Genomic DNA, 21,055 nt, shown 5'->3' with positions numbered 1-21,055 from the left:
ATTGCCGGATAGCGCTGTCGCTGCCGTTCGGGCAGCAAAAAGGCGACCCTCGGGTCGCCTTGTGCTGGGGCGGCAGGCGGGATGCCTGCAGCGGGATTGGGCTGTCAGGGAGCCGGCATCTCAAGGCGCTTCGCGGAGGTGTGGTGATGATCCTGCACGCGGTCCTTGTGGCGGCAGACCTGGCGGTCTAGCTTGTCCATCAGTTGGTCGATGGCGGCATAGAGGTCTTCGTTCGACTGTTCGACGAAGATGTCGCGACCCTTGACATGCAGGGTCACTTCGGCACGTTGCCTGCGTTCCTTTTCCTTTTGCTTCTCCACGGTGAGCAAGACGTTGATGTCGACGACTTGATCAAAGTGACGGGTCACCCTGTCCAGCTTGGTGAGCACGTACTCACGCAAGGCCGGCGTTACTTCAAGATGGTGGCCGCTGATAGTCAGGTTCATAAAGCCTCCTTTCACAAGGACTGGGGTCGGAACAAGAGAAATATGACGGGACCAAAGAACGAAGGGAAGGGGATTTCTGTAGCGGAGTTTCGAGGCTTGAGTGGGGGAATTCGCAAAACCAGTGTGCTCCTGAAGCCTGCCTGTGACAAGAGAATTAAGCCCGCTTCGGAAGGCCTTATTGGGCAAGGCTTGACGCTGCCCAAGGAGCATGTCGCAATGGCTGGCGCCGGGTAAGGACCGATCTGAGCGCCTACGGGCGATGTGATAATCGCCGCACCTCAGCCTCGGAGACATTCTTGGACAGCGATCACTCTCGGTGACCGTCCACTCCAGCGTTGAAGCGGTCCGCCCTCGCGGTTTCGCTTTGTCCGGAGTGAGACGGGTTCCCTCCCCCCACCCACCCGGACGGCCATGCGCCCGTCCAGAGCCTTCGAACAAGACCTCAAGACGGCGCCGCTGCGCTGGAGATCATCCGCATGCTGAATGTGTTCACCTTGGACAACGGCCGCCTGAAGGGCGGGCTGTTCCAGGAAGAAATCGAAACCGCCGAGGACCTGGCGCTGACACGCCCGATCTGGGTCGACCTGGAGTCGCCCAGCGAGGAGGAAAAGGGCTGGATCCTGGACCGCTTCGGCCTGCGCATCCCGGCCGACATCGTCGACGAGGATCTGGAGGAGTCGGCGCGTTTCTACGAGGAAGACAACGGCGAGTTGCACATCCGCTCGGACTTCCTGATCGACGGCGACGACGAACTCGAGGGGCGGCCGGCGCGCAATGTGCGCGTCGCCTTCATCCTCTTCAACAATGTGCTGTTCTCGATCCACAACGAGGATCTGCCGGTGTTCCGCCTGCTGCGCCTGCGCGCGCGGCGCATCCCGGCGCTGATCGAGGATGCCAAGGACGTGCTGCTGAAGCTCTACGACGCCGACGCCGAGTATTCGGCCGACGTGCTCGAACGCATCTACGACAACCTGGAGAAGGTCAGCGCCCGCGTGCTGAAGAAGGACGTCAGCGACGCCGAGGCGGGTGAGGTGCTGTCAGCCATCGCGCGCGAGGAGGACTTGAACGGCCGCATCCGCCGCAATGTGATGGACACGCGCCGCGCTGTCAGCTTCATGATGCGCAGCCGCATGCTCAATGCCGAGCAGTTCGAGGAGTCGCGCCAGATCTTGCGCGACATCGATTCGCTCGACTCGCACACGGCCTTTCTGTTCGACAAGATCAACTTCCTGATGGACGCCACCGTCGGCTTTATCAACATCAACCAGAACAAGATCATCAAGATCTTCTCCGTCGCCAGCGTCGCCTTGCTGCCGCCCACGCTGATCGCCAGCATCTACGGCATGAACTTCAAGCTGATGCCCGAGCTGGACTGGCAGCTGGGCTACCCGTTCGCGCTGGGCCTGATGGCGGCCTCGGTGGCCGCGCCCTTCATCTACTTCCGCCGCAAGGGCTGGCTGGCCTGACAAAAACAAGGGGCTTCCGCATTGCGCGGAAGCCCCGGTCATAAAAGTAGCCGCAAGACGCCTCGAAGCCAACGAGGGAGGGAGGGAGGAGGAGGAGAAGGGCTTGGAGATTGCAACCCCGGTCAAGGGGAGGTCCTGCGACTGAAATTCTCTAGATACTAATGTCTTATTGGCGTTTTGATCCGATTCCTGCACAGCTTGCTCGGTTTTAGGCGCTCTGTGCCCCCCGAAACCGCCGGACTGCTCTATGTACCTTGAGAGCCCCTGCGCGGACAGAAGTTCCAGGCGTTTGTCCCAGCTAGACGGGACAGGGTTCGGCACTGGAACAACATGGTGCCTGGCGGCCCGATTTCAAGCCCGGCGCCAGCTATTACCGCCGCAGCGGGCCCGCCGACGCGGCACCGCTCCGGGCGCCGACATAGAATCGTCGGCTGCAACCCTAGGACCACCATGCTTTATCCCGAACTGTTCAAGCAGCTTGAAGCCGTGCGCTGGAATATGGATACGGACATCCCTTGGGACAAGTTCGACGCCAGCCTACTGACCGACGACCAGGCCCGCACGATCAAGATGAACGCGATCACCGAGTGGTCGGCGCTGCCGGCCACCGAGATGTTCCTGCGTGACAACCGGGATGACAGCGATTTCTCGGCCTTCATGAGCGTCTGGTTCTTCGAGGAGCAGAAGCACTCGCTGGTGCTGATGGAATACCTGCGCCGCTTCCGCCCCGACATGGTGCCGACCGAGGCCGAACTGCATGAGGTGCGCTTCGAGTTCGACCCGGCCCCGGCCCTGGAAACCTTGATGCTGCATTTCTGCGGCGAGATCCGCCTGAACCACTGGTACCGCCGTGCCGCCGAATGGCATACCGAGCCGGTCATCAAGGCGATCTACGAGACCCTGTCGCGCGACGAGGCCCGCCATGGCGGCGCCTATCTGCGCTATATGAAGCGGGCGATGACGAAGTTCGGCGATGAGGCGCGCGCTGCCTTCGCCAAGGTCGGCGTGCTGATGGCCTCGGCCCGCCGCACCGCCCAGGCGCTGCATCCGACCAATCTGCATGTGAACGCCAAGCTGTTCCCGCGCGACACGATCCAGAGCCGCCTGCCCGACCCCGAGTGGCTCGAGCACTGGCTGGACAAGCAGATCCAGTTCGACGCGATCTGGGAGAACAAGGTCGTCGAGCGCATTCTCCACAATATGAGCCTGCTGATGGAGCGCAGCTTCAGCAGCGTGCAGGAGCTGAACCGCTTCCGCAAGGAACTGACCACCAAGCTGGCCGCCGCGGCAGGCGCCCAGCCGCAAGCGAGCTGAGTCCGACGGCCCGTCAACGAAAGAAGCCCGCGCAAGCGGGCTTTCTTGTTTCTGGAACGGCGGGTTCAGCCGCTGCGCTGGCGTTTGAGGACCAGCAGCGCGAAGCAGCCGGCCGCGACAAGCAGGCCGCCGATCAGATGTGGCGAGGCCAGGTTGGCAACGGCGCCCAGCGCGTCCCGCAGCGCCCAGGCGCCGGCTTGAAAGGCGCCGCCGCTCTCGTCGAGCTGCTGCAGGCTTTGCTTCAGCGCCAGTGGGTCGGCCAGCAGCGCGCGGCCGGCGCCGCGGAACTGCGCTTGCAGCAGGTCGAAGACGATGCGGTTGTCGTAGACCTTGTCCAGGATCGCGCCGCCGATGCCGAAGACGACGGCCACCGCGGGCACGCCCCAGCGCTTCAGCCAGGCCGAGGCCGTCATCACGATCAGCATCAGCGGTGCCAGCCACAAGCTCATCAGGAGCAAGCCGAACAGGCCACGCAGCAGCGCCGGCAGCGCCAGCGACAGCGCGCCCAGCCAGGGCACCTCGGCCAGCGCCGCCAGGCCGCCCTGCTTGGCGATCAGCGCCGGCGCGATCAGGCCGCCGAAGGCGAAGCCAACCAGCGCCGCGGCCAGCGGCACCAGCAGCGCGTGCGTCAGCAAGGTCGCGCCGATGCTCTCGCCATGGCCGGCCGGCAGCGACAGCCAGAACTCGATCGAGCGGTCCTGCTGGTCGCGCCGCGCCAGGCCGGGCAGCTGGAACATCGCGACCATATAGCTGATGACGAAGACCACCATCGTGCTGACCAGCATCAGCACCGCGGCGATCGGCAGCGGCCGGTCCACCGGCATGCCGTGCACCTGGCCGAAGGGCAGCAGCGCCAGGAATAGCAGCGGCGGCAGCAGCAGGGTGATCAACCAGCCGCGCTTGTGCTGCATCCATTCGCGCAGCAGCAGGGTCGGGAAGCGGGATGCGCTCATCGTGATTCTCCTTAGGCCTCTTTGCGGTGCAGGGCCGGGTTGCGCGTCAGCGCCATGAACAGATCGACCAGGCTGGGCCGGATGCGCTCGCCGAGTTCGGCCACATGGGCCGGCGGCGCGCCGTCGAAGATCGCCGCGCCGCGGCCGCCGCTCTGGCGGTAGCGCAAGAGCGGATGGGCGGCGGCGATCGCCTCGGCGGTGGCCGGGTCGTGCGAGAGCGCGACGAAGCGGCGGTCCATGTCCTCCAGGCTGATGTTCAGCACCAGGCGGCCCTCGTCCAGCATCATCACGTCGGACAGCAGCGACTCGACCTCCTCGACCTGGTGGGTCGAGATCAGCACGCTGCGCTCGCCGTCGCACCATTCGTCGATCAGCATCTCGTAGAAGCTCTTGCGCGAGACCACGTCCAGGCCCAGGGTCGGCTCGTCCAGCACCATCAGCCGCGCATCGATCGCGGCGATCAGCGCCAGATGCAGCTGCACGACCATGCCCTTGGACAGGCTCTTGACCTTGTCGTTCAGGCCGACGCTGGTGCGCTTGAGCAGCTCGCGGGCCCGCAGGGCCGAGAAGCGCGGCTGCAGCCCGCTCATCAGCGTGATCAGCTCCGACACGCGGGCCCAGCGCGGCAGCACGGCGACGTCGGGGATGTAGCAGAGCTGCTCCAGTAGCGCGCCGCGCTGGCGGCGCGGATCGAGCCCCAGCACGCTCAGCTCGCCCTCGGCCGGCAGCAGGCCGACCAGCGCCTTCATCAGCGAGGTCTTGCCGGCGCCGTTGTGGCCCAGCAGGCCGACGACCCGGCCCTTGGGGATGACGAAGCTGGCGCGCTCCAGCGCCGTCTTCTTGCCGTAGCGCAGGCTCATCTCGCGCGCCTCGACCAGATTGATGTTGTTCATTGCTGCTCCTCCCAGTTCAGATCATCGGGCCGCAGGCCCAGGCGGCGCAGTTTCGCGCGCAGCGCCGGCCATTCCTTCTGCAGAAAGCGTTCGCGTTCGCTGCGCAAGAGCCGCTGGCGCGCGCCGGCCACCACATACATGCCCATGCCGCGCCGGCTCTCGACCAGGCCGTTGTCGACCAGGGCCTGCAGCGCGCGGCTGACCGTCAGCGGATTGATCAGGTACTGGCTGGCCAGATTGCGGACCGAGGGCATCGCCTCGCCCTCGGGTGGCGCGCCGTCGAGCAGCTGCACCGCCAGGCGGTCGGCCAACTGCTGGTAGATCGGCGCGGAGTCGTTCCAGGTATGCATATCAACGGGGCTCGGCGCGGGACGAGCCGGTGTGTTGCTGATGTAGCACACCATAACAAGCGCGGCCCGGGGCGCCCAGGCCACGGCGACAGTCTGCAGAAATCGGGGGATGAACCGTCATGGCGGACCGGTGGTCTACAACCGCCTGGTCGCGGCGGCGATGGCGGTCGAGGACCGCGGCCTGGCCGCCAGCAGCTACGCCAACCGGCGCGACCACCTGGGCAATGCGGTGGCCGCCGCCGCCAGCCCCGACATCGTCATCGACGCGCCGCTGGCCGGCGCCTATCAGTCCTCGCCCAATCTGGGCCTGAACCATGTCGGCTTCGCGGCGCTGAGCGATCGCAGCGCGCAGGTGGCCGTGCATGCCTCGGGCGTGCTCAACCGCGTCCATGTGCAGGTGCAGAACACCGGCGCCGAGCCCTGCGCCGGCGCCGTCGTGCTGCTGCTGCTGGCCGAGGCCGTCGCCGGCAGCCCGCCGCCGCTGCCGGCCGACTTCGCCGGCGCGCTGCGCGCCGGCCTGCCGATCAGCGGCGGCGGCTGGTCCACCGTGGGCCTGCGCCGCCTGGGCACGCTGGACGCGCGCGAGCCGCTCATTGCCTCCTTCGACCTGCATTCCTCGCTGCTGCCCGCGCCGGCGGCGCTGGCCGGTCATGCGAGCTGGTTCCTGCTGGCCCTGGCCTCGCACGAGCTCGATCCCTTTGCCGATGTCACGCTGCCAGTGCAGGCCCTGGTCGATGCGCAGCGCCAGGCCGCGCTGCGCGCCATCACCATCGTGCCGCTGGCGGGCGACCCGCCGCTGGACCAGCTGCCGCCGCGCGCCCTGCCTACCGCGCTGCCGCTGGCGGTGGCCATGGCCTGCGATCGCCGGCTCGCCGAGCTGCTGCGCGACGCCGACATCCGCGGCGTTTCCGGCGACGCGCTGCAGGACGTGGACCGCGCGCTGCAGGTGCTGCTGCGCGGGGCGCAGCGCCATCTGCGCGGCGGCGCGCCGCTGCTGGCGGCCGGCCCCGGCGCCACGATCAGCCGCATGGCCGCGCTGGGCGCGATGGGCTTCGATCTGCCCGAATGGGCCGACTACCTCGAGCCCGGTCCCGGCTGGCTGCGCGAGGCGCTGCGCCGTGGCAGCGCCGATGCCGATGTCTCCGTGACGGTGGCCGACGCGCTGACCGTCATCGGCCGCACCGCGCAATACGCACTGGCCGATGCCGAGATCGCCGGCCATGCCAATCGCATCCAGGAGACGCGCGCCTTCTGCGCCGGCCTGGCCTGCGGCGTGGCGGCCGACTGGATCATCGGCCCGGTGCTGCGCGGCGCCGCGGCGGCGCGCGGGCCGGCCGATGCACCCTCGGTCGATCGCATGATTGCCGAGACCTGGGTCAGCCGCGTGCTGCTGAACCGCGTGCCCGAGACCGATGCCTTCGTCGAATGGCTGCCCGAGCAGATGCCCGCCGCGCTGCGCCGCGCCTTCGCCAGGGCGATCCGCGAGGTGGCCAGCGACGCGATGCGCGGCCTGCGGGTGGACACCACGCCCGACCATGCGCCAACGCTGTCCGAGGACGAGTTCGAGGAAGGCTACGGCCTGATGGTCAAGGTGCTGCACCAGCAGCACTGGGGCATGGGGCTGTGGTTCCTGGTGCTGATGCCGGTGTTCCTGGCGCCCTCGCTGGGCCTGATGTTCGCGCGCCTGGGCGAGCACAGCGGCCGGCTGCTGAAGATCGCGGACGACAGCAAGGGCCCCGACGATCCCGCCAACGACAGCGACGAGAAGAGCTGGTACCAGGCGGCCAACTTCCTGCTGGCGGCCGGCGCGCCGATGCCCTTTGCCTACGGCCTGGCGCTGTGGGCGATGGTGCCGCGGCGCGATGCCGATTTCGTGCAGTTCACCGTGGCCGGCGGTCTGCGCATCGTGCTGGCGGTGGTGACGGCGGCCACGATGTCGGCCGACACGGGCATCCGCTGGGGCCTGCTGTTCGCGCCCTGGATCGCCACCGACCTCTACTTCCTGGTGCGCAGCATCGTGCACTACGCGAAGGGGCGGCCCGGCTCCGGCTTCATGTACCTGATGCAAACCCTGCCGATGATGGGGCTGGCCATCGGCTGGCTGTTCTGCCTGCTGATCCGCGGCGCCAACCTGCGCAGCGACGGCGCGTTCTGGGGCCTGTGGGCGCTGTTCACCGGCCTGCTGCTGGGCGGCGCGGCTTTCATGGCCTGGCGCCTCTCGGTGGGCGGTGGCCTGATCGCGATGCTGCGCGACCGGCGCGATCCGCTGCTGACGCTGGATGCCTTCGGCGGCGCCGAGCTGCGCCAGCTGCCGCCGGCCCGCGCGCTGGTGTATCCGGATCACCAGCTCTGGCAGCAGTCGGCCGGCATCGCGGGCCAGCGTTTCCCGGCCGGCATGCGCCCGCTGCTGAAGCTCTGGCATGCCGACGCGGGCTGGCAGATCCGCCCGGCGGCCGGCCAGGTGGAATTCCGGCAGAACGCCGGCGCGCCCATGACCGTCACCTTGCCCAAGGTGCAGGACGCCGCCGCGCTGCTGGCGCAGCTGCAGGGCGCGGTGGCCGGCCTGCAGGGCAGCGTCGTGGCGCCGGCCGGCTTCGAGCTGCCCTGGCCGGTGCGCCTGGCCGACCATGGCGACGCCAAGCCGACCTGGGCGCTGCACGATCAGCGCGCGCAGGACTGGCGCGAGCTTCCCGACAGCGAGGCCAAGGCCTATCTGCTGCGCCATGCGCCGCGCAGCCGGACCGCCGCGCTGCTCGGCGCGCCCAGCGGGGCCTGGTCGCCGGCCGCAGGGCCGCTGAAGCCGGTGCCCGGTTTCGATGCCGTCGATCCGCTGGGCAGCGATCTCGACGGCACCGCGCTGGGCCTGGCCGGCAATCTGGCCGCGGCCTTCCAGATGGCGCTGGCGCCGGTGTTCGACGCCACGCTCAGCGCCAACGCCGCCAGCCTGACCGCCGGCCGCGAGGTGCTGCGGCGCTGGAATCTGGACGAGCGGCGCGAGGCCGAATGGCGCCTGCTGGTGGGCCTGGACGCGGCCAGCGAGATCGAGGCCGATCGCCTGGCGCCCGGTGCCGGCGCGGTGTCGGATGGCAGGGCGATCGCGCGCACCGGCCTGCTGCCGGCCTTCGACGCCTGGCGGCGCGTGCTGCGCGACGACCGCATCGACCTGTCCCAGGACATCAGCTCGCCGGCCATGCCGCTCGTGCGCCCGCGCGGCGAGGCGCCGCGCCAGGCCACGCATGCCGAGCTGGCGGCGACGCTGAAGGCGATGTTCAAGCTGCCCTGAACACGCGGGCGCCGAGGAGCCTCGGCCAGCGGCCGGATCCTCGGCGCCGGGCCGCGGCGCTACTTGTTCACATGCACCTGCATGAAACTGCCGTCCGCCGAGGTGTTCAGCACGCGGATCTTGGTGCCGGTCTTGGGCACCTGCACGCCGGACCAGCCGAGATGGCCGATGGCCGGATTCGGTGCCACCCAGTAGTCCTGCGTGTCGTCGAACAGCGGGTTGCCGGGCAGGCCGCCATAGCATTGCTGCTGGCTGTTGGCGTTCAGGCAGACGACGTCGGTGGACTTGAGGCCGAAGCTGGAGTCATAGGACTGGACGCGCGGCCGCCAGACCTTGCCGTTGTCCGGCCGCAGCAGCAGCGCCGGATGCGCGTCGATGGGCAGGTAGAGGCCGCCGCAGCGCCCGGCCAGGCAGTGATCGCCGATATTGTTGTCGCCAAACGAGGTGTCGTAGTACCAGATCAGCAACCCGTCTTGATAGGGGAAATGCTCGACCCAGTCGCCCAGCGCCGGGTTGTTCAGGAAGCCGAAGTTGTAGGGCCCGGTGCGCAGCCCGTCGTCGTAGCCGCGGTAGTTGCGGTATTCGGCGAAATAGGCATTGAAGTAGGACTGCACCGCGCTGGCGCCGGCGCGGCTGAAACCGGCATAGGCCCAGCCCGCTTCGGTCTCGGCGCCGTCCAGCGCCTGGCCGCTGATCATCAGGTTGTCGGCAAGCAGGCCGTCTTCGACGGTCGCGCCATCGGTCCAGTAGCGCAGGCCCAGCGTCACCGTCTGTCCGGCCCAGGCGCTCAGATCGGCCGTCAGGTCGACCCAGTTGCCGCCGCTGTTGCCGGTGATGCCGTTGCCGAAGTTCTGCCCGTTGGGATTGGTTCCGGTCGAGCGGTTGGTCGCCACCGGCGTGCCGTTGACGGTCAGATAGGCATAGTCCCAGTCGGTCTCGATCGCGTACTTGACCTTGGCGCTGAAGCTGGCGCCGGCCGGCAGGGTGACCGTGCGGCTCATCCGGTTGTCCAGATTGTTGCCGGCGCCGGAGTAGTACTGGTAGCTGCCGGCGAAGGGCGTGCCGATCGGCGTGGCCACCTGCTTGTCCGGCAGCAGCACGATCAGCTGCTGCGCCTGCTTGGTATTGGCCGAGGCCGGTCCCAGCTTCAGCGAGGCCGACTGCCCGGCGTTGACCACCTCGTAGTTCGACCAGTCGAGGAAGATCTTCTCGTAGGCGCTCATCGGGATCGGCTTGCTGCCGATGCCATCCTCGGGCCGGCCGCTGCTGCCGTAGGAGCCGGACGAGTAGAGCGTCCAGAAGCCGGTCGAGTTCTCGGCGCCGCCGGTATTGCCGCTGGTGTCGTAGAGATCGGGCAGGCCCAGGTCATGGCCGAACTCGTGCGCGAACACGCCGACGCCGCCGTTCTCCGGCTCGACCGTGTAGTCGCCGATCCAGTAGTCGCTCTCGCCGATGCGGATGCCGCCCAGCTTGGCGCCGTCCGGGCCGGTCTGGCCCTGCTGCGTGTAGAAGGCATACCAGCGATGGCTCCAGATCGCGTCGGTGCCCTGGGCGCCGCCGCCGGTCTCCTCGCCCTCGCCGGCGTGGACGATCTGGAAGTGGTCGATGTAGTGGTCGGGCTGGTTGAAGTTGCCGTCGCCATTGGCGTCGTAGCGGTCCCAGACATCGAACTGCGACAGATAGGCATTGATCTGCGCCTTGGTCTTGCCGGCCGCGATCTGCGCGGCATACCAGGCGTTGGCCGCGTCCCGGATCAGCAGCCAGGTGCGCGCGCAGACGATGCCGCCGCAGTAGTTGGCGCCGTAATTCGCCTCGTTCATGGGCACCTTGACCCAGTCGCTGACCTCGCCGTTGACCGTGTAGCGGTTCGACGATTGCTCGATGTAGAAATTGCGCATCGAGACGGCGCCGGGCGTGCCGTCGAACAGCAGCTTCTCGAAATAGGGGCGGCTGAAGTCCGCGGTCCAGATCGTCGTGTTGTCGACCGCGCGGTTCGGCTGCGGAATCTGGTTGTGCAGCGGCCCCGGCGTGCCGCCGTAGCTCGGATTGATCTGCGGGCCGAACTCGACCAGGATGGTGAAGATCTTGTCCTCGCCCTGACGCGCCAGCTCCACATACTGGCCCTTGGCGACCTGCACGACCTTGTTGGGCCCCTTGGCCGTCGCCTTGCCCTGCAGCAGCTTGTGCAGGCCCTGCTTGCGCAGTTCGGCCTGCTTCTTGCCGAGCGGATGTTCCGGGTTGTCGGAACGGTGACCGGCGCTGTCCTTCTGGGGCGCGGCCGCCGAACCCTGGGCCAGTGCCGCCGGCGCGATCAGCGCCGAGGCCAGGGCCAGCGATAGAACCGTTTGGATCCTCATGCTTGCACTCCTTGCTGCTGCACCGCAGGCGCCGGTGGCATGCGCCCGGCCTCCGTGCCATCGCGCGCGGGCGTGACGGCGGGGCCAGGTCAAGGAGGCTAAGCAGCGGCCCGCGGGCCGGCAAGAGGCCACACCCGCGGATTGCGCACCATCTCCCTAGCTTGTCCGCGGGCCATCCGCTCGATTGGGGACGCCCTGGGTCGTCCTCAGACTGGCTTCAGCCTGGATTGGCGGTGAGTGCAGGCTAGGCGGGGCGCTCAGCCCTGCGCCCGCAGCGCGGCGATGCGCTCCTGGTCGACCTTGCGGTCGGCCGCCACCTTCTGCGCATGCGGGCGCTCGCCGATGAACTTCGCATAGGACTTCCAATCGACGCCGCCGGCGGCCAGCAGGTCCTCGCCAAGCACGAGCTTGCTCGCCTGGGCGACCAGCGGCAGGCTCACCCAGGCGGCGCAATCGGCCATCGTGAAGCTGTCGCCGGCCACATAGGGCGCGAACCGGGCCAGGCGCTTGAAGCCCTCGATATTCGCCGTCAGCAGCTTGCGGGCGCGCTTTTGCGTGCCCTCGCTGACCTGGCCGCCGAAGAAGGCCTGCGGATAGAGCTCGCGCGCGACCAGCTCCAGATGCAGGTCGATGAACTGCACCAGCTCGCGCACCTTGGCCGCCTGGTAGGGGTCGGCCGGGATCAAGGCCGGGTAGTCCGGCGCAGGATGCGTCGCCTCCAGATAGTCGACGATCACCTGGCTCTCGCACAGCGCGCCCTGCGGCGTGCGGATGAAGGGCACCTTGCCCAGCGGCGTGCAGTCGAGCACCGCCTCCTCGTGCGAATGCGTCATCACCGTCTCTTCGGTGAAGGGGATGCCCTTTTCCAGCAGGACGAACTTGACCTTGTTGTAGTAGTTCGAGAGCGAAAAGCCGCAGAGCGTGATCGGGGTCGTCATGACGGTTGTCTCCTGTGATGGAGCCGCAGTCTACTTATTCACCAGCAACACGCCTGCCGCCAGCGCGACAAGGGCGAGGATCAGGCGCGCGGTGACCGGCTCGCCCAGCAGCAGCGCGCCGGCCAGCAGGCCGAACAGCGGCGTCGCGAGCGTGAAGCTGGCCAGCTTGGTCGCCGGATAGTGGCGGATCATCCAGAACCAGAGCAGGTAGCTGGCAAAGCTGACGACGACCGCCTGGAACAGGAACAGGCCGCCGAGCCGCAACGACCAGGCCAGCGGCGCCGCCTCGCCGGCCAGCAGCGCGCCGGCCGTCAGGCCCAGGCCCGAGATGCCCAGCTGGTAGAGCAGGGTCTTCTCGGCGCCGGCCTGCGACAGCCGCGTGCCGCGGATCGCCAAGGTCGTGCCGCCCCATAGCAGCGCCGACAAGAGGCCCAGCCCATCGCCCAGCCATTGCAGCGAGGAGGTGCTGGCCTGGCCGAAGCCCTCGGCAAAGGCCCAGGCGACCGCGCCGAAGGCCAGCAGCAGGCCGCCCATCTGGCGCGGGCGCAGGCGCTCGGAGGCGGCGATGAAGGGCATGCCCAGGGCGACGACAAAGGGGCTCAGATAGATGAAGACCACCATGCGGGAGGCGGTCGTGTACTGCAGGCCGATGAAGATGCAGGCGAACTCCAGGCCGAACAGGCTGCCGGCCAGCAGGCCGCCCCTGAGGCTGCCGTCGCGCTCGAACAACTTGATGCCGCGCCAGCCGGCCCAGAGCGCGACCAGCGCTGCCGCCACCAGCGAGCGCAGTCCCGCCTGCCACAGCGGTCCGATCTCGCTCAACGCCGCCTTGGCCGCCACCTGGTTGAGACCCCACAGCAGGCAGCACAGCAGCAGGGCGCCGACGGCGAAGCCGTCCAGATGGCTCTTGCGTTCGCTCATGCCCGGCCTTCGATCAGTCGGCGCAGCCGCGGGATCAGCAGCAGCATCACGACGCCCACGCCGACCGTGCCCCAGCCGAGGCGGCCGAACAGCACGGAATAGAAGCCGTTGGTCAGCCGCGGGTCATTGCCCGGCGCCTGCGGGATGGAGCCCGAGAAGTCGTTGGCGAACAGCGAGGCCAGCCCGGTCGCCAGCATCCACGCGCCCATCATCACGCCCTGGTACTGGCGCGGCGCCAGGCGGCCGATCATCGCGTAGCCCACCGGCGAGATCAGCAGCTCGCCCACGCTCTGCAGCACATAGCACAGGCCGATCCAGGCGAAGGCCGAGCGGCCCGTCGCCGGATCCGCCAGGCCGATGCCCAGCGGCAGCACGACGAAGCTCAGCCCCATCAGCAGCACGGCCGCGGCGAACTGCCTGGGCACGTCGATGGCCCAGCCGCGCGCGCGCAGCCGGGTGAACAGCCAGGCCAGCAGCGGCCCGCCGATGACGATCACCACCGTGTTGATGTTCTGCACCCACTGCGGCGCGATCTGCACGCGGCCTATCATCGGATCGACATTGCGGTCGTAGAACAGCTGCAGCCCGCTGAAGGCCATCTGGTAGAGCGACCAGAAGGCCAGCGAGCCGAGCGAGAGGATCAGATAGGCGGCCATGCGGCGCCGCTCCTCGAGCACCGGATGGCGCAGCGTCAGCAGCAGCAGGCCCAGGAACACCAGCACGCCAATCGCCTTGACGATCAGGCCGGCCCAGTCCGGCGCCTGCAGCATCAGCCACAGCGCCGGCACCAGGCCGATCAGGATGGCCGCGCCGGCCGCGAAGCGCCGCCGCCAGGCGCGTGGCGTGGCGGCCAGCAGCGGGGTGTCGAGGTCGCGGATCTGGGGCCAGAACAGGGCGGCCAGCAGGACCGCGAGCAGATTGCCGGCAGTGGCGAACGTGAACAGCGTCGCGTAGTCCTGACTCAGCTGGAACTGGCCGGCGACCGTGAAGCCGATGAAGAAGCCGACGTTCATGCCCGCGTAGTTCCATAGAAAGGCCGACTCGCGGCGCTCGTCCTCGGGCGCGAAGCGCTGGGTCAGCATCATGTTGATGCAGGTGACGTTGAGGCCGCTGCCGGTCAGGAACAGCGCCAGGCCCCAGTACATCAGCGCCGCGGTGCCGCCGGCGATCGCGGCGCAGCCCAGCACCTGCAGCAGCATCCCGCCGACGAACAGATTGCGGTTGGACAGGAAGCGCCCACCCAGATAGCCGCCGAACAGGTGCAGGCCGTAGTTGAAGGCGCCGAACACGCCCATCAGCGCCGTGGCCAGGCGGTCGCTGAAGCCCAGGTGCTTGGTGGCATAGAGCACCAGCGTGGACTGCAGCACGGCAAAGCCCAGCGTGGAGAAGACCTGGATGAAGAACAGCGCGCGGGCGCCGGGCACGGGCGCGGCGGCCGGGGCAAGGGGCGTGGAGGACATGGGGCGTGGCAGAAGCCGCAGGATCAGCGGCGGCGATGATAGCGGGCGGCCCCCAGCAGCAGCAGGGCGCACAGCGCCCCGGCCAGCGCGCCGCTCAGGTGGGCAAACGGCAGCAGCGGGATGTCCCAGCCCGGCACCGTGCGCAGCGGCGGACCCAGCGGCTGCTCCAGCAGCAGCTTCAGCGCCAGTCCCAGGCCGATCAGCGCGCCGATCGTCCGTTCGCGGCCGCGCCGGCGCAGCAGCAGCTCGAGCGCCGCGATCGCGACACCCGCATGCAGCACGCCCGAGAGCCCGCCGAAATGCCGCAGCGCGGCGGGCTCGGGCAGGGCCAGCAGGCCCAGCTGGGTGGCCGGCCAGGCGAGCAGCCAGGCGAGGCTGCAGCGCGCGCCCAACCGGGCCTGGCGGCCCAGCAGCGCCAGCATCGCGCAACCGGCCAGATTGGCCGCCAGGTGCTGGCCGCTCCAGTGCACCAGCGCCGCGCTGAGCGCCCGCCAGGGCTGCCGCGGCCACAGCGCAGGCTGCCAGTCGAGCGCCGCTGCCGGCGCGAAGAAGAAGGCGGCCAGGGCCAACCCGGCCAGGGTCAGGCTGATGCCGGTCCAGCTCGACAACGGTGTGCGCATGTCGCCAGCATAGGGGCAGGCATGCTGGCATCCACCACTACGCCGACCGGCCGGGCGATGCGATAGTGGCGCGACATGAGGTTTTTTTTTCGAGCGCTGCTGTGTGCGGTCCTGTGGCTTGCCGTACTCGCGCCGCTGCAGGCCGCGGTGTCCGACCCGGCCGGACGCCTGCCTTTCCAGGTCTACGGCCGCGAGGCGGGTCTGGGCAATCTGCGTGTCAACCTGCTGCTGCAGGACCTCGAGGGCTTCATCTGGGTGGCCACCGACCGCGGCCTGTACCGCTTCGACGGCCGCCAGTTCCAGGCCTTCGGCCTGGCGCAGGGCCTGCCCTCGCTGGAGGTCAATGCGCTGCGCCTGGACGCGGCGGGCCGCATGTGGGTCGGCACGCGGCAGGGCCTCGCGCGCTGGACCGGCCAGCGCTTCGATGCGCAGCCGCCGGGCTTGCCCGCCGATCTGGCGGTGAACGAGATCGCCGCGGGGCCCGACGGCCAGCTGTGGGTCGCCACCCGCTCGGGCCTGTACCGCGGCGACGCGGCCGGCTTCAAGCCGGATCCGCAGTGGCCGGGCCGCGGGCTCAACACCATCGCCGCCTCGCCCGACGGCAAGACGCTATGGGCCGGCACGCGCAAGACGCTCTGGCGCTGGACCGCCGAGCAGGGCTGGCAGGCCTTCGAGGGCCGTCCGTCGCTGGACGGCGAGGAGCTCGACCAGTTGCTGGCCGCCGCCGACGGGCGCGTATGGCTGCGCAGCTCGCGCCACACCTATGTGCTCGATCCGGGCGCCAGCCGGTTCCGCACGATGGCGGAGCTGCCGCCGGCGGACACCTTCCTGTCCCGCCTGCACCAGGGCGCGGACGGGGCCGTATGGATCCCGACCGGGAAAGGCATCTACCGCTACTTCCAGGGTGAGCTGAGCAGCATCGGCCTGGCGCACGGGCTGCCGACCGATTTCACGCGGGCGCTGCTGCTCGACCGCGAGGGCAATCTGTGGTGCGGCAGCCTGGGCCTGCACCGGCTGATGGGGCGTGGCGCTTGGCGGGCGCATACGCCCAAGGAGGGCCTGCCCGCCTATGTCTGGTCGCTGCTGCGCGCCCGCGACGGCCGGCTCTGGGTGGGCACCGAGAAAGGCCTGGCCCGCGGCGCCGAGTCGCCGCCGGCCCAGCACGATGCGCAGAGCTGGGAGATCGTCCCCGGCACCGAGGAACGGCTGGTGCGCGCGATCGTGCAGACCGCCGACGGCGGCCTGGTCTTCGGCGGCGAGCCCTACGGCCTGCAGCGCCTCGACGCCCGCGGCCGCAAGCTCGAAAGCCTCGGCTTGCCGAGCGCCGGGGGGCGCAAGGTGCTGAGCCTGCTGCTGGACGGCGAGCAGCAGCTGTGGGTCGGCACCCACCGCGGTGGCCTGCTGCGCGGCCGGCCCGACGGGAGCAGCTGGGTCTTCGAGCCGGTGCCCCTGCCCGGCGCCCCGCCCGACGAGATCATCTCCCACCTGATGAGCGACCGGCGGGGCCGGCTCTGGGCCGCCGGCAGCGCCGGCCTGCTGCTGTACAGCGGCGGGCGCTGGCAGCGCTTCGGCCCGGCCGACGGCCTGGCCTCGGCACAGGCGCTGTACGTGAGCGCCGGCCGCGGCGACGAGATCTGGCTGGCCTACCGGGACAAGCCCGGCGTCGTCTCGCGGCTGCGCCATGCGGATGGCCGGCTCCAGCTGCTGCAGGCGCTGGCGCCGCCGGCGCTGCCGGCGGTGGACCTGACGCTGATCGGCGAGGACGCCGCCGGCCGGCTGTGGCTGGGCAGCCATGCCGGCCTCGAGCTGGTGGAGCGGCCGCGCGAGGCGCAGCCGGCGCTCTACCACTTCGGCGTCGAGGACGGCCTGGTCGACGAGGAGGCCAATGCGATGGCCTTCCTGGCCGAGCCGGACGGCCGCGTCTGGATCGGCACGCGCGGCGGGCTGGCGCAGTTCGATTCCGGCCGCTACACCGGCGCACCGCCGCCGCCGCGGGTCGCCGTGCTGGCCGCCAGCCTGGGCGGCCAGCCCATTGACGCGGCAGGCGCGCCGCGCGTCGGCGCCGAGCAGAACACCTTCGAGATCCGCTTCGCGGCGCTGAGCTATCTGGACACCGGCGGCATCGGCCTTCAGGCGCGGTTGCTCGGGCTGGAAAGCGACTGGCATGAAGCGCCGACGCGCGAGGCGCGCTATGCCGGCCTGCCGCCCGGCGACTACACGATGGAGCTGCAGGCGCGCTTCCGTACCGGACCCTGGGGGCCGGCCACTCGGCTCGGCTTCACCATCCTGCCGCCCTGGTGGCAGACCTGGTGGTTCCGGGCGCTGGCGGCGGCCGCGGCGCTGCTGGCGCTGTGGCTGTTCGAGCAATACCGGGCACGCCGCCTGCTGCGGCGCACCGCCACGCTGGAGGCGCTGGTGGCGGCGCGCACGCAGGAACTCGAGGCCGCCAACCAGGCCCTGAAGGACCAGAGCCTGACCGACGCGCTCACCCGGCTGCACAACCGCCGCTATTTGCAGGAGGTCATGCCCGAGCATGTCTCGATGGCCCTGCGGGGGCAGATAGACCAGCGCCTGGGCCAGGCCCGGCGCGAGGTGTCCTGCAGCGACCTGGCGCTGATCATGGTGGACATCGACAAGTTCAAGAGCATCAACGACGGCTTCGGCCACGCCGCCGGCGACCTGGTGCTGCAGCAGGTGGCGCAGATCCTGCGCGAGTGCACCCGCGAGGCCGATTCGGTGGTGCGCTGGGGCGGCGAGGAGTTCGTGGTGGTGGCGCGGCAGACCTGCCGGGACGATGCCGCGCGCCTGCCCGAGCGCATCCGCGCGCGCTTCGAGGCGCATCGCTTCGATCTGGGCAACGGCCAGAGCCTGATGCGCAGCTGCTCGCTGGGCTTCGTGCTCTACCCCTTCTTCCCGGCCGCGCCGCGCCGCCTCGGCTGGGAGCAGCTGCTGGACCTGGCCGACCAGTGCCTCTACGTGGCCAAGCGCAGCGGCCGCAATGCCTGGGTCGGCGTGCTGCCGGCGGCGGATGCCGAGCCGGCCGCCGTGGCGGAGCGGCTTGCCGACGAGCTGGAGGACCTGGTCGGCGAGGGGCTGCTGGAGCTGCAGACCTCGCTGCCGCCCGCAACGCCGCTGCGTTTCAGCTGAACACCGCCCGCCACAGCGCCAGCACGGCATCACGCTCGGCCACCAGCTCGGTGTCCGGCACGGCGGTCGGCTGCTCGTCCAGCCGCGCGCGGTGCTGGACGCGGCGCAGCTCGCGGTAGGCATCGGCCGCGGCGAGGCCGATACCGGCCGGCAGCAGGCCGGCCGCCTCGGCGCGCTGCAGCAAGGCGATCGCGCCGGCGTTGTCGAGCAGGGCAGCATGCTCGCGGCCATGGGCGAGGATCAGGTACTGCAGCGCGAACTCGGCGTCCATCATGCCGCCGGGGCTGTGCTTCAGATCGAACTGCCCGGCCTTGACCGGCCGCGCCGCGCGCACCTTCTCGCGCATGGCCTGCACCTCCTGGCGCAGCGCCGCATGGTCGCGCGGGGCGGTCAGCACCTGACGGCGCACGGCCTCGAAGCGCCCGGCCAGGCTGGCATCGCCGGCGCAGAAGCGCGCGCGCGTGATCGCCTGGTGTTCCCAAGTCCAGGCGGTGTTGCCGCCGCGGCCGATCTGGTAGTTCTCGAAGGAGGCGATCGAGGTGACCAGCATGCCGGAGTTGCCGTTGGGCCGCAGCGCCGTGTCGATGTCGAACAGCTCGCCGGCGGCGGTGCGCAGGGTCAGCCAGGTGATCAGCTTGCGCACGAAGGCGCCGTAGACCTCGGCCGCGTTCTCGTCGGCATCGTCGAAGAGGAAGACCACGTCCAGGTCGCCGCCGTAGCCCAGCTCCTTGCCGCCCAGCTTGCCGTACGCGATGACGGCGAATTGCGGCCGCGGCCGGTGCGCCTGCTTCAGCCGCGACCAGGACCAGTGGATCGCGCATTGCAGCACCGCATCGGCCAGCGCCGACAGATCGTCGGCGACCTGCTCGACCGTGGTGCCGCCCTCGACGTCGCGCACCAGGATGCGGAAGACCTCGGCATGGTGGGCGCGCCGCAAGGTGTCCAGCAGCGCCTCCTCGTCGGCCTCGCCGGAGCGGGCCCAGGCCGCGTGGCGCTCCTCCAGGTCGGCGATGAAGGCCGGCCCGTCGAAGCGCTCATGCAGCAGCCGCGTGTCGGCCAGCTCGTCGATGACGCCCGGATGCAGCATCAGATAGCGCATCGGCCAGCGCGCCAGGCCCAAGAGGCGCAAGAGCCGCTGCTGCACCGCCGGCCGCTCGACCAGCAGGGCCAGATAGCTCTCGCGCCGCAGCAGCGGCTCGACCCAGTCGACGAAGCGCAGCGCCGCGTCCAGGGTCGCCTGCTCCTCGCGCACCGCCTTGGCCGCGCGGCCGACCAGCTTGGCCAGGCGCAGGCGCGATTCCTCGCGCAGGTTCTGCACGCGCGGCTGCTGCGCCCAGCGGCGCACCGCCTCGGCCAGCTCCGGCTGCAGCTGGGCCAGGAAGTCCTCGGCATCGATGGGCAGTGCCGGCCCGCCGCAGCCCTTGCAGCCGCCATTGGGCGCCGGCGCCTGGCCGTCGTGCAGCAGCGCGTCGAACTCGGTGGCCACCGTCTCGCGCACTTCCAGGAGCTTGTCCAGCAGCTCGCAGGCATCGGCCCGGCAGGCCAGGCCCAGGCTGCGAGCGATCCAGGCCAGGTCTTCATCGACGCCGGGCAGGCAATGCGTCTGCTGGTCGTCGAGGAACTGGATGCGGTGCTCGACGCGGCGCAGGAAGTCGTAGGCCTCGGCCAGCTTGGCGGCGGTGGCCGGCTTCATCAGGCCGCGCGCGGCCAGGCGGCCCAGCGCCTTGACCGTCGAGCGGGTGCGGATCTCGGGGAACTGGCCGCCGCGCACGACCTGCAGCAACTGCACGGTGAACTCGATCTCGCGGATGCCGCCGCGCGAGAGCTTGACGTCGTTGGCCCGCTCGGGCCGGCCGGCGGCGCGGCGCTGCGCCTCGTCGCGGATCTTGCGGTGCAGCTGGCGCAGGCCCTCGAAGACGCCGTAGTCCAGGTATTTGCGGTAGACAAAGGGCGTCACCAGCGACTTCAGCGCCAGCACGCGGGAACCGCTCACGCTTTCCAGCGGCGCGACGACGCGGCTCTTCAGCCAGGCGAAGCGCTCCCATTCGCGGCCCTGGACGAGGAGGTACTCCTCCAGCATCTGCAGGCTGACCGCCGGCGGGCCCGAGTTGCCGTTCGGCCGCAGGGCCAGGTCGACGCGGAAGACCTGGCCGTCCTCGGTGATGTCGCCGATCAGCGCATACAGGCGCTTGCAGACGCGGGCGAAGTATTCATGTGCAGAAATGGAGCCCCCCGGCGCCTGCAGCGCCGAGCCCCCCGCGGGGGCTGTCGCCCGAGCTTGGGGCGGCCCGGCGCTCGGGCTCTGCGGCAGCAGTCCGTCCGTCTGGCCCTCGTCCTCGTAGACATAGATCAGGTCGATGTCGGAGGAGACGTTCAGCTCGCGTGCGCCGAGCTTGCCCATGCCCAGCACCCAGAACTCGATCACCTCGCCCTCGGCATTGCGCGGCACGCCGTTGATCGCGTCCTGCTCGGCGCGCGCGGCGGCCAGGGCCAGGCACAGCGCGACCTCGGCCAGCGAGCTCATCGCCTCGGTGATCTCGTGCATCGCCGCGCCCTGCTCGATGTCCAGCACCGCCAGACGCTCCAGCACCAGCTGGCGGGCGACGCGCAGCGCGCTGGCCAAGGGCCGGCCACCGGCCTGCAGGGTGGCGACCAGGGCCTCGATGGCGGCGCGGTCCGGCAGTCCGGGCGGCAGCAGCGGCAGCTCGGCCGCATAGCGGCGGCGCACCCGCTGGACGAAGCGGCTGTGCGCGGCTTCGGCGACCCCCGCCGGGGCCGGCGTTACGGGCGGTAAAGTAGGTCTGGCCTCGGTCATACGATCATGCGCTGTGCTAGATTGAGCGCGATTGCGGGCACCGGTCGACTCCCGGCATCCATCAAGAAATACAAACGGCAATCGACTTCACG

At 69.8% G+C, this 21,055-nt stretch carries 14 protein-coding genes; 4 read left to right on the top strand and 10 right to left on the bottom strand.

Annotated elements, in window-relative coordinates; all coding sequences use genetic code 11:
* Positions 1–104 precede the first annotated feature (104 nt).
* Positions 105–446, bottom strand: a complete 342-nt coding sequence (gene hpf / locus QWJ38_RS00785; RefSeq protein ID WP_290357128.1) for a ribosome hibernation-promoting factor, HPF/YfiA family — start codon at positions 444–446, stop codon at positions 105–107.
* Positions 447–922: 476 nt separating this feature from the next.
* Between hpf and corA the strand changes: the two genes are divergently transcribed.
* Together corA and QWJ38_RS00775 are read left to right on the top strand one after the other, a co-directional pair.
* Positions 923–1,912, top strand: a complete 990-nt coding sequence (corA, locus tag QWJ38_RS00780; RefSeq protein WP_290357127.1) for a magnesium/cobalt transporter CorA — start codon at positions 923–925, stop codon at positions 1,910–1,912.
* A gap of 450 nt (positions 1,913–2,362) precedes the next feature.
* Positions 2,363–3,226: a ferritin family protein gene (locus QWJ38_RS00775; protein ID WP_290357126.1), complete on the top strand. Its 864-nt coding sequence runs from the start codon at positions 2,363–2,365 to the stop codon at positions 3,224–3,226.
* Between the two features lie 65 nt (positions 3,227–3,291).
* Here the strand turns inward: QWJ38_RS00775 and QWJ38_RS00770 are convergent, their stop codons facing one another.
* The 3 genes from QWJ38_RS00770 to QWJ38_RS00760 are packed head-to-tail and all read right to left on the bottom strand — an operon-like array spanning position 3,292 to position 5,422.
* Complete coding sequence (locus tag QWJ38_RS00770) at positions 3,292–4,179, bottom strand: hypothetical protein (protein WP_290357125.1); 888 nt, start codon at positions 4,177–4,179, stop codon at positions 3,292–3,294.
* Positions 4,180–4,190: 11 nt separating this feature from the next.
* Entirely contained in the window at positions 4,191–5,072 is an 882-nt protein-coding gene (locus tag QWJ38_RS00765) for an ABC transporter ATP-binding protein (protein WP_290357124.1), read from the bottom strand.
* Positions 5,069–5,422, bottom strand: a complete 354-nt coding sequence (locus QWJ38_RS00760) for a GntR family transcriptional regulator (protein WP_290357123.1) — start codon at positions 5,420–5,422, stop codon at positions 5,069–5,071. The genes QWJ38_RS00765 and QWJ38_RS00760 overlap by 4 nt, the downstream gene beginning before the upstream one ends.
* 109 nt (positions 5,423–5,531) lie before the next feature.
* On the opposite strand from QWJ38_RS00760, the gene QWJ38_RS00755 reads away from it, so the two are divergent.
* A complete protein-coding gene (locus QWJ38_RS00755; protein ID WP_290357122.1) occupies positions 5,532–8,705 on the top strand; it encodes a hypothetical protein in 3,174 nt (1,057 codons plus the stop codon).
* A gap of 59 nt (positions 8,706–8,764) precedes the next feature.
* Here QWJ38_RS00755 and QWJ38_RS00750 read toward each other — a convergent pair whose 3' ends face one another.
* The 5 genes from QWJ38_RS00750 to rrtA all read right to left on the bottom strand — a co-directional run bounded on the left by QWJ38_RS00750 (position 8,765) and on the right by rrtA (position 15,001).
* The gene (locus tag QWJ38_RS00750; RefSeq protein WP_290357121.1) at positions 8,765–11,062 is read right to left on the bottom strand and encodes an immune inhibitor A domain-containing protein; all 2,298 of its coding nucleotides are present in this window, start codon (positions 11,060–11,062) and stop codon (positions 8,765–8,767) included.
* Between the two features lie 257 nt (positions 11,063–11,319).
* A complete protein-coding gene (locus QWJ38_RS00745; protein WP_290357120.1) occupies positions 11,320–12,000 on the bottom strand; it encodes a glutathione S-transferase in 681 nt (226 codons plus the stop codon).
* Positions 12,001–12,030: 30 nt separating this feature from the next.
* Entirely contained in the window at positions 12,031–12,921 is an 891-nt protein-coding gene (locus QWJ38_RS00740) for a DMT family transporter (RefSeq protein WP_290357119.1), read from the bottom strand.
* Positions 12,918–14,381, bottom strand: a complete 1,464-nt coding sequence (locus QWJ38_RS00735; protein WP_290357118.1) for a peptide MFS transporter — start codon at positions 14,379–14,381, stop codon at positions 12,918–12,920. The genes QWJ38_RS00740 and QWJ38_RS00735 overlap by 4 nt, the downstream gene beginning before the upstream one ends.
* A 23-nt stretch (positions 14,382–14,404) precedes the next feature.
* Complete coding sequence (gene rrtA, locus QWJ38_RS00730) at positions 14,405–15,001, bottom strand: rhombosortase (RefSeq protein WP_290357117.1); 597 nt, start codon at positions 14,999–15,001, stop codon at positions 14,405–14,407.
* A gap of 75 nt (positions 15,002–15,076) precedes the next feature.
* On the opposite strand from rrtA, the gene QWJ38_RS00725 reads away from it, so the two are divergent.
* Positions 15,077–18,148, top strand: coding sequence for a ligand-binding sensor domain-containing diguanylate cyclase (locus QWJ38_RS00725; RefSeq protein WP_290357116.1), 3,072 nt, complete (start codon positions 15,077–15,079; stop codon positions 18,146–18,148).
* Here QWJ38_RS00725 and glnE read toward each other — a convergent pair.
* Positions 18,141–20,963: a bifunctional [glutamate--ammonia ligase]-adenylyl-L-tyrosine phosphorylase/[glutamate--ammonia-ligase] adenylyltransferase gene (gene glnE, locus QWJ38_RS00720; RefSeq protein WP_290357115.1), complete on the bottom strand. Its 2,823-nt coding sequence runs from the start codon at positions 20,961–20,963 to the stop codon at positions 18,141–18,143. The genes QWJ38_RS00725 and glnE overlap by 8 nt on opposite strands.
* Between the last annotated feature and the right edge of the window lie 92 nt (positions 20,964–21,055).

The organism is Roseateles violae, from assembly GCF_030410485.1.
Classification (GTDB): Bacteria; Pseudomonadota; Gammaproteobacteria; order Burkholderiales; family Burkholderiaceae_C; genus Roseateles_D; species Roseateles_D violae.
This window is presented reverse-complemented; position numbering and strand designations above follow the sequence as displayed.

Bases quoted from the DNA above. Each gene is read 5' to 3' on its own strand.
- hpf (WP_290357128.1), bottom strand. From the start codon at position 446: ATGAACCTGACTATCAGCGGCCACCATCTTGAAGTAACGCCGGCCTTG.
- corA (WP_290357127.1), top strand. From the start codon at position 923: ATGCTGAATGTGTTCACCTTGGACAACGGCCGCCTGAAGGGCGGGCTG.
- QWJ38_RS00775 (WP_290357126.1), top strand. From the start codon at position 2,363: ATGCTTTATCCCGAACTGTTCAAGCAGCTTGAAGCCGTGCGCTGGAAT.
- QWJ38_RS00770 (WP_290357125.1), bottom strand. From the start codon at position 4,179: ATGAGCGCATCCCGCTTCCCGACCCTGCTGCTGCGCGAATGGATGCAG.
- QWJ38_RS00765 (WP_290357124.1), bottom strand. From the start codon at position 5,072: ATGAACAACATCAATCTGGTCGAGGCGCGCGAGATGAGCCTGCGCTAC.
- QWJ38_RS00760 (WP_290357123.1), bottom strand. From the start codon at position 5,422: ATGCATACCTGGAACGACTCCGCGCCGATCTACCAGCAGTTGGCCGAC.
- QWJ38_RS00755 (WP_290357122.1), top strand. From the start codon at position 5,532: ATGAACCGTCATGGCGGACCGGTGGTCTACAACCGCCTGGTCGCGGCG.
- QWJ38_RS00750 (WP_290357121.1), bottom strand. From the start codon at position 11,062: ATGAGGATCCAAACGGTTCTATCGCTGGCCCTGGCCTCGGCGCTGATC.
- QWJ38_RS00745 (WP_290357120.1), bottom strand. From the start codon at position 12,000: ATGACGACCCCGATCACGCTCTGCGGCTTTTCGCTCTCGAACTACTAC.
- QWJ38_RS00740 (WP_290357119.1), bottom strand. From the start codon at position 12,921: ATGAGCGAACGCAAGAGCCATCTGGACGGCTTCGCCGTCGGCGCCCTG.
- QWJ38_RS00735 (WP_290357118.1), bottom strand. From the start codon at position 14,381: ATGTCCTCCACGCCCCTTGCCCCGGCCGCCGCGCCCGTGCCCGGCGCC.
- rrtA (WP_290357117.1), bottom strand. From the start codon at position 15,001: ATGCGCACACCGTTGTCGAGCTGGACCGGCATCAGCCTGACCCTGGCC.
- QWJ38_RS00725 (WP_290357116.1), top strand. From the start codon at position 15,077: ATGAGGTTTTTTTTTCGAGCGCTGCTGTGTGCGGTCCTGTGGCTTGCC.
- glnE (WP_290357115.1), bottom strand. From the start codon at position 20,963: ATGACCGAGGCCAGACCTACTTTACCGCCCGTAACGCCGGCCCCGGCG.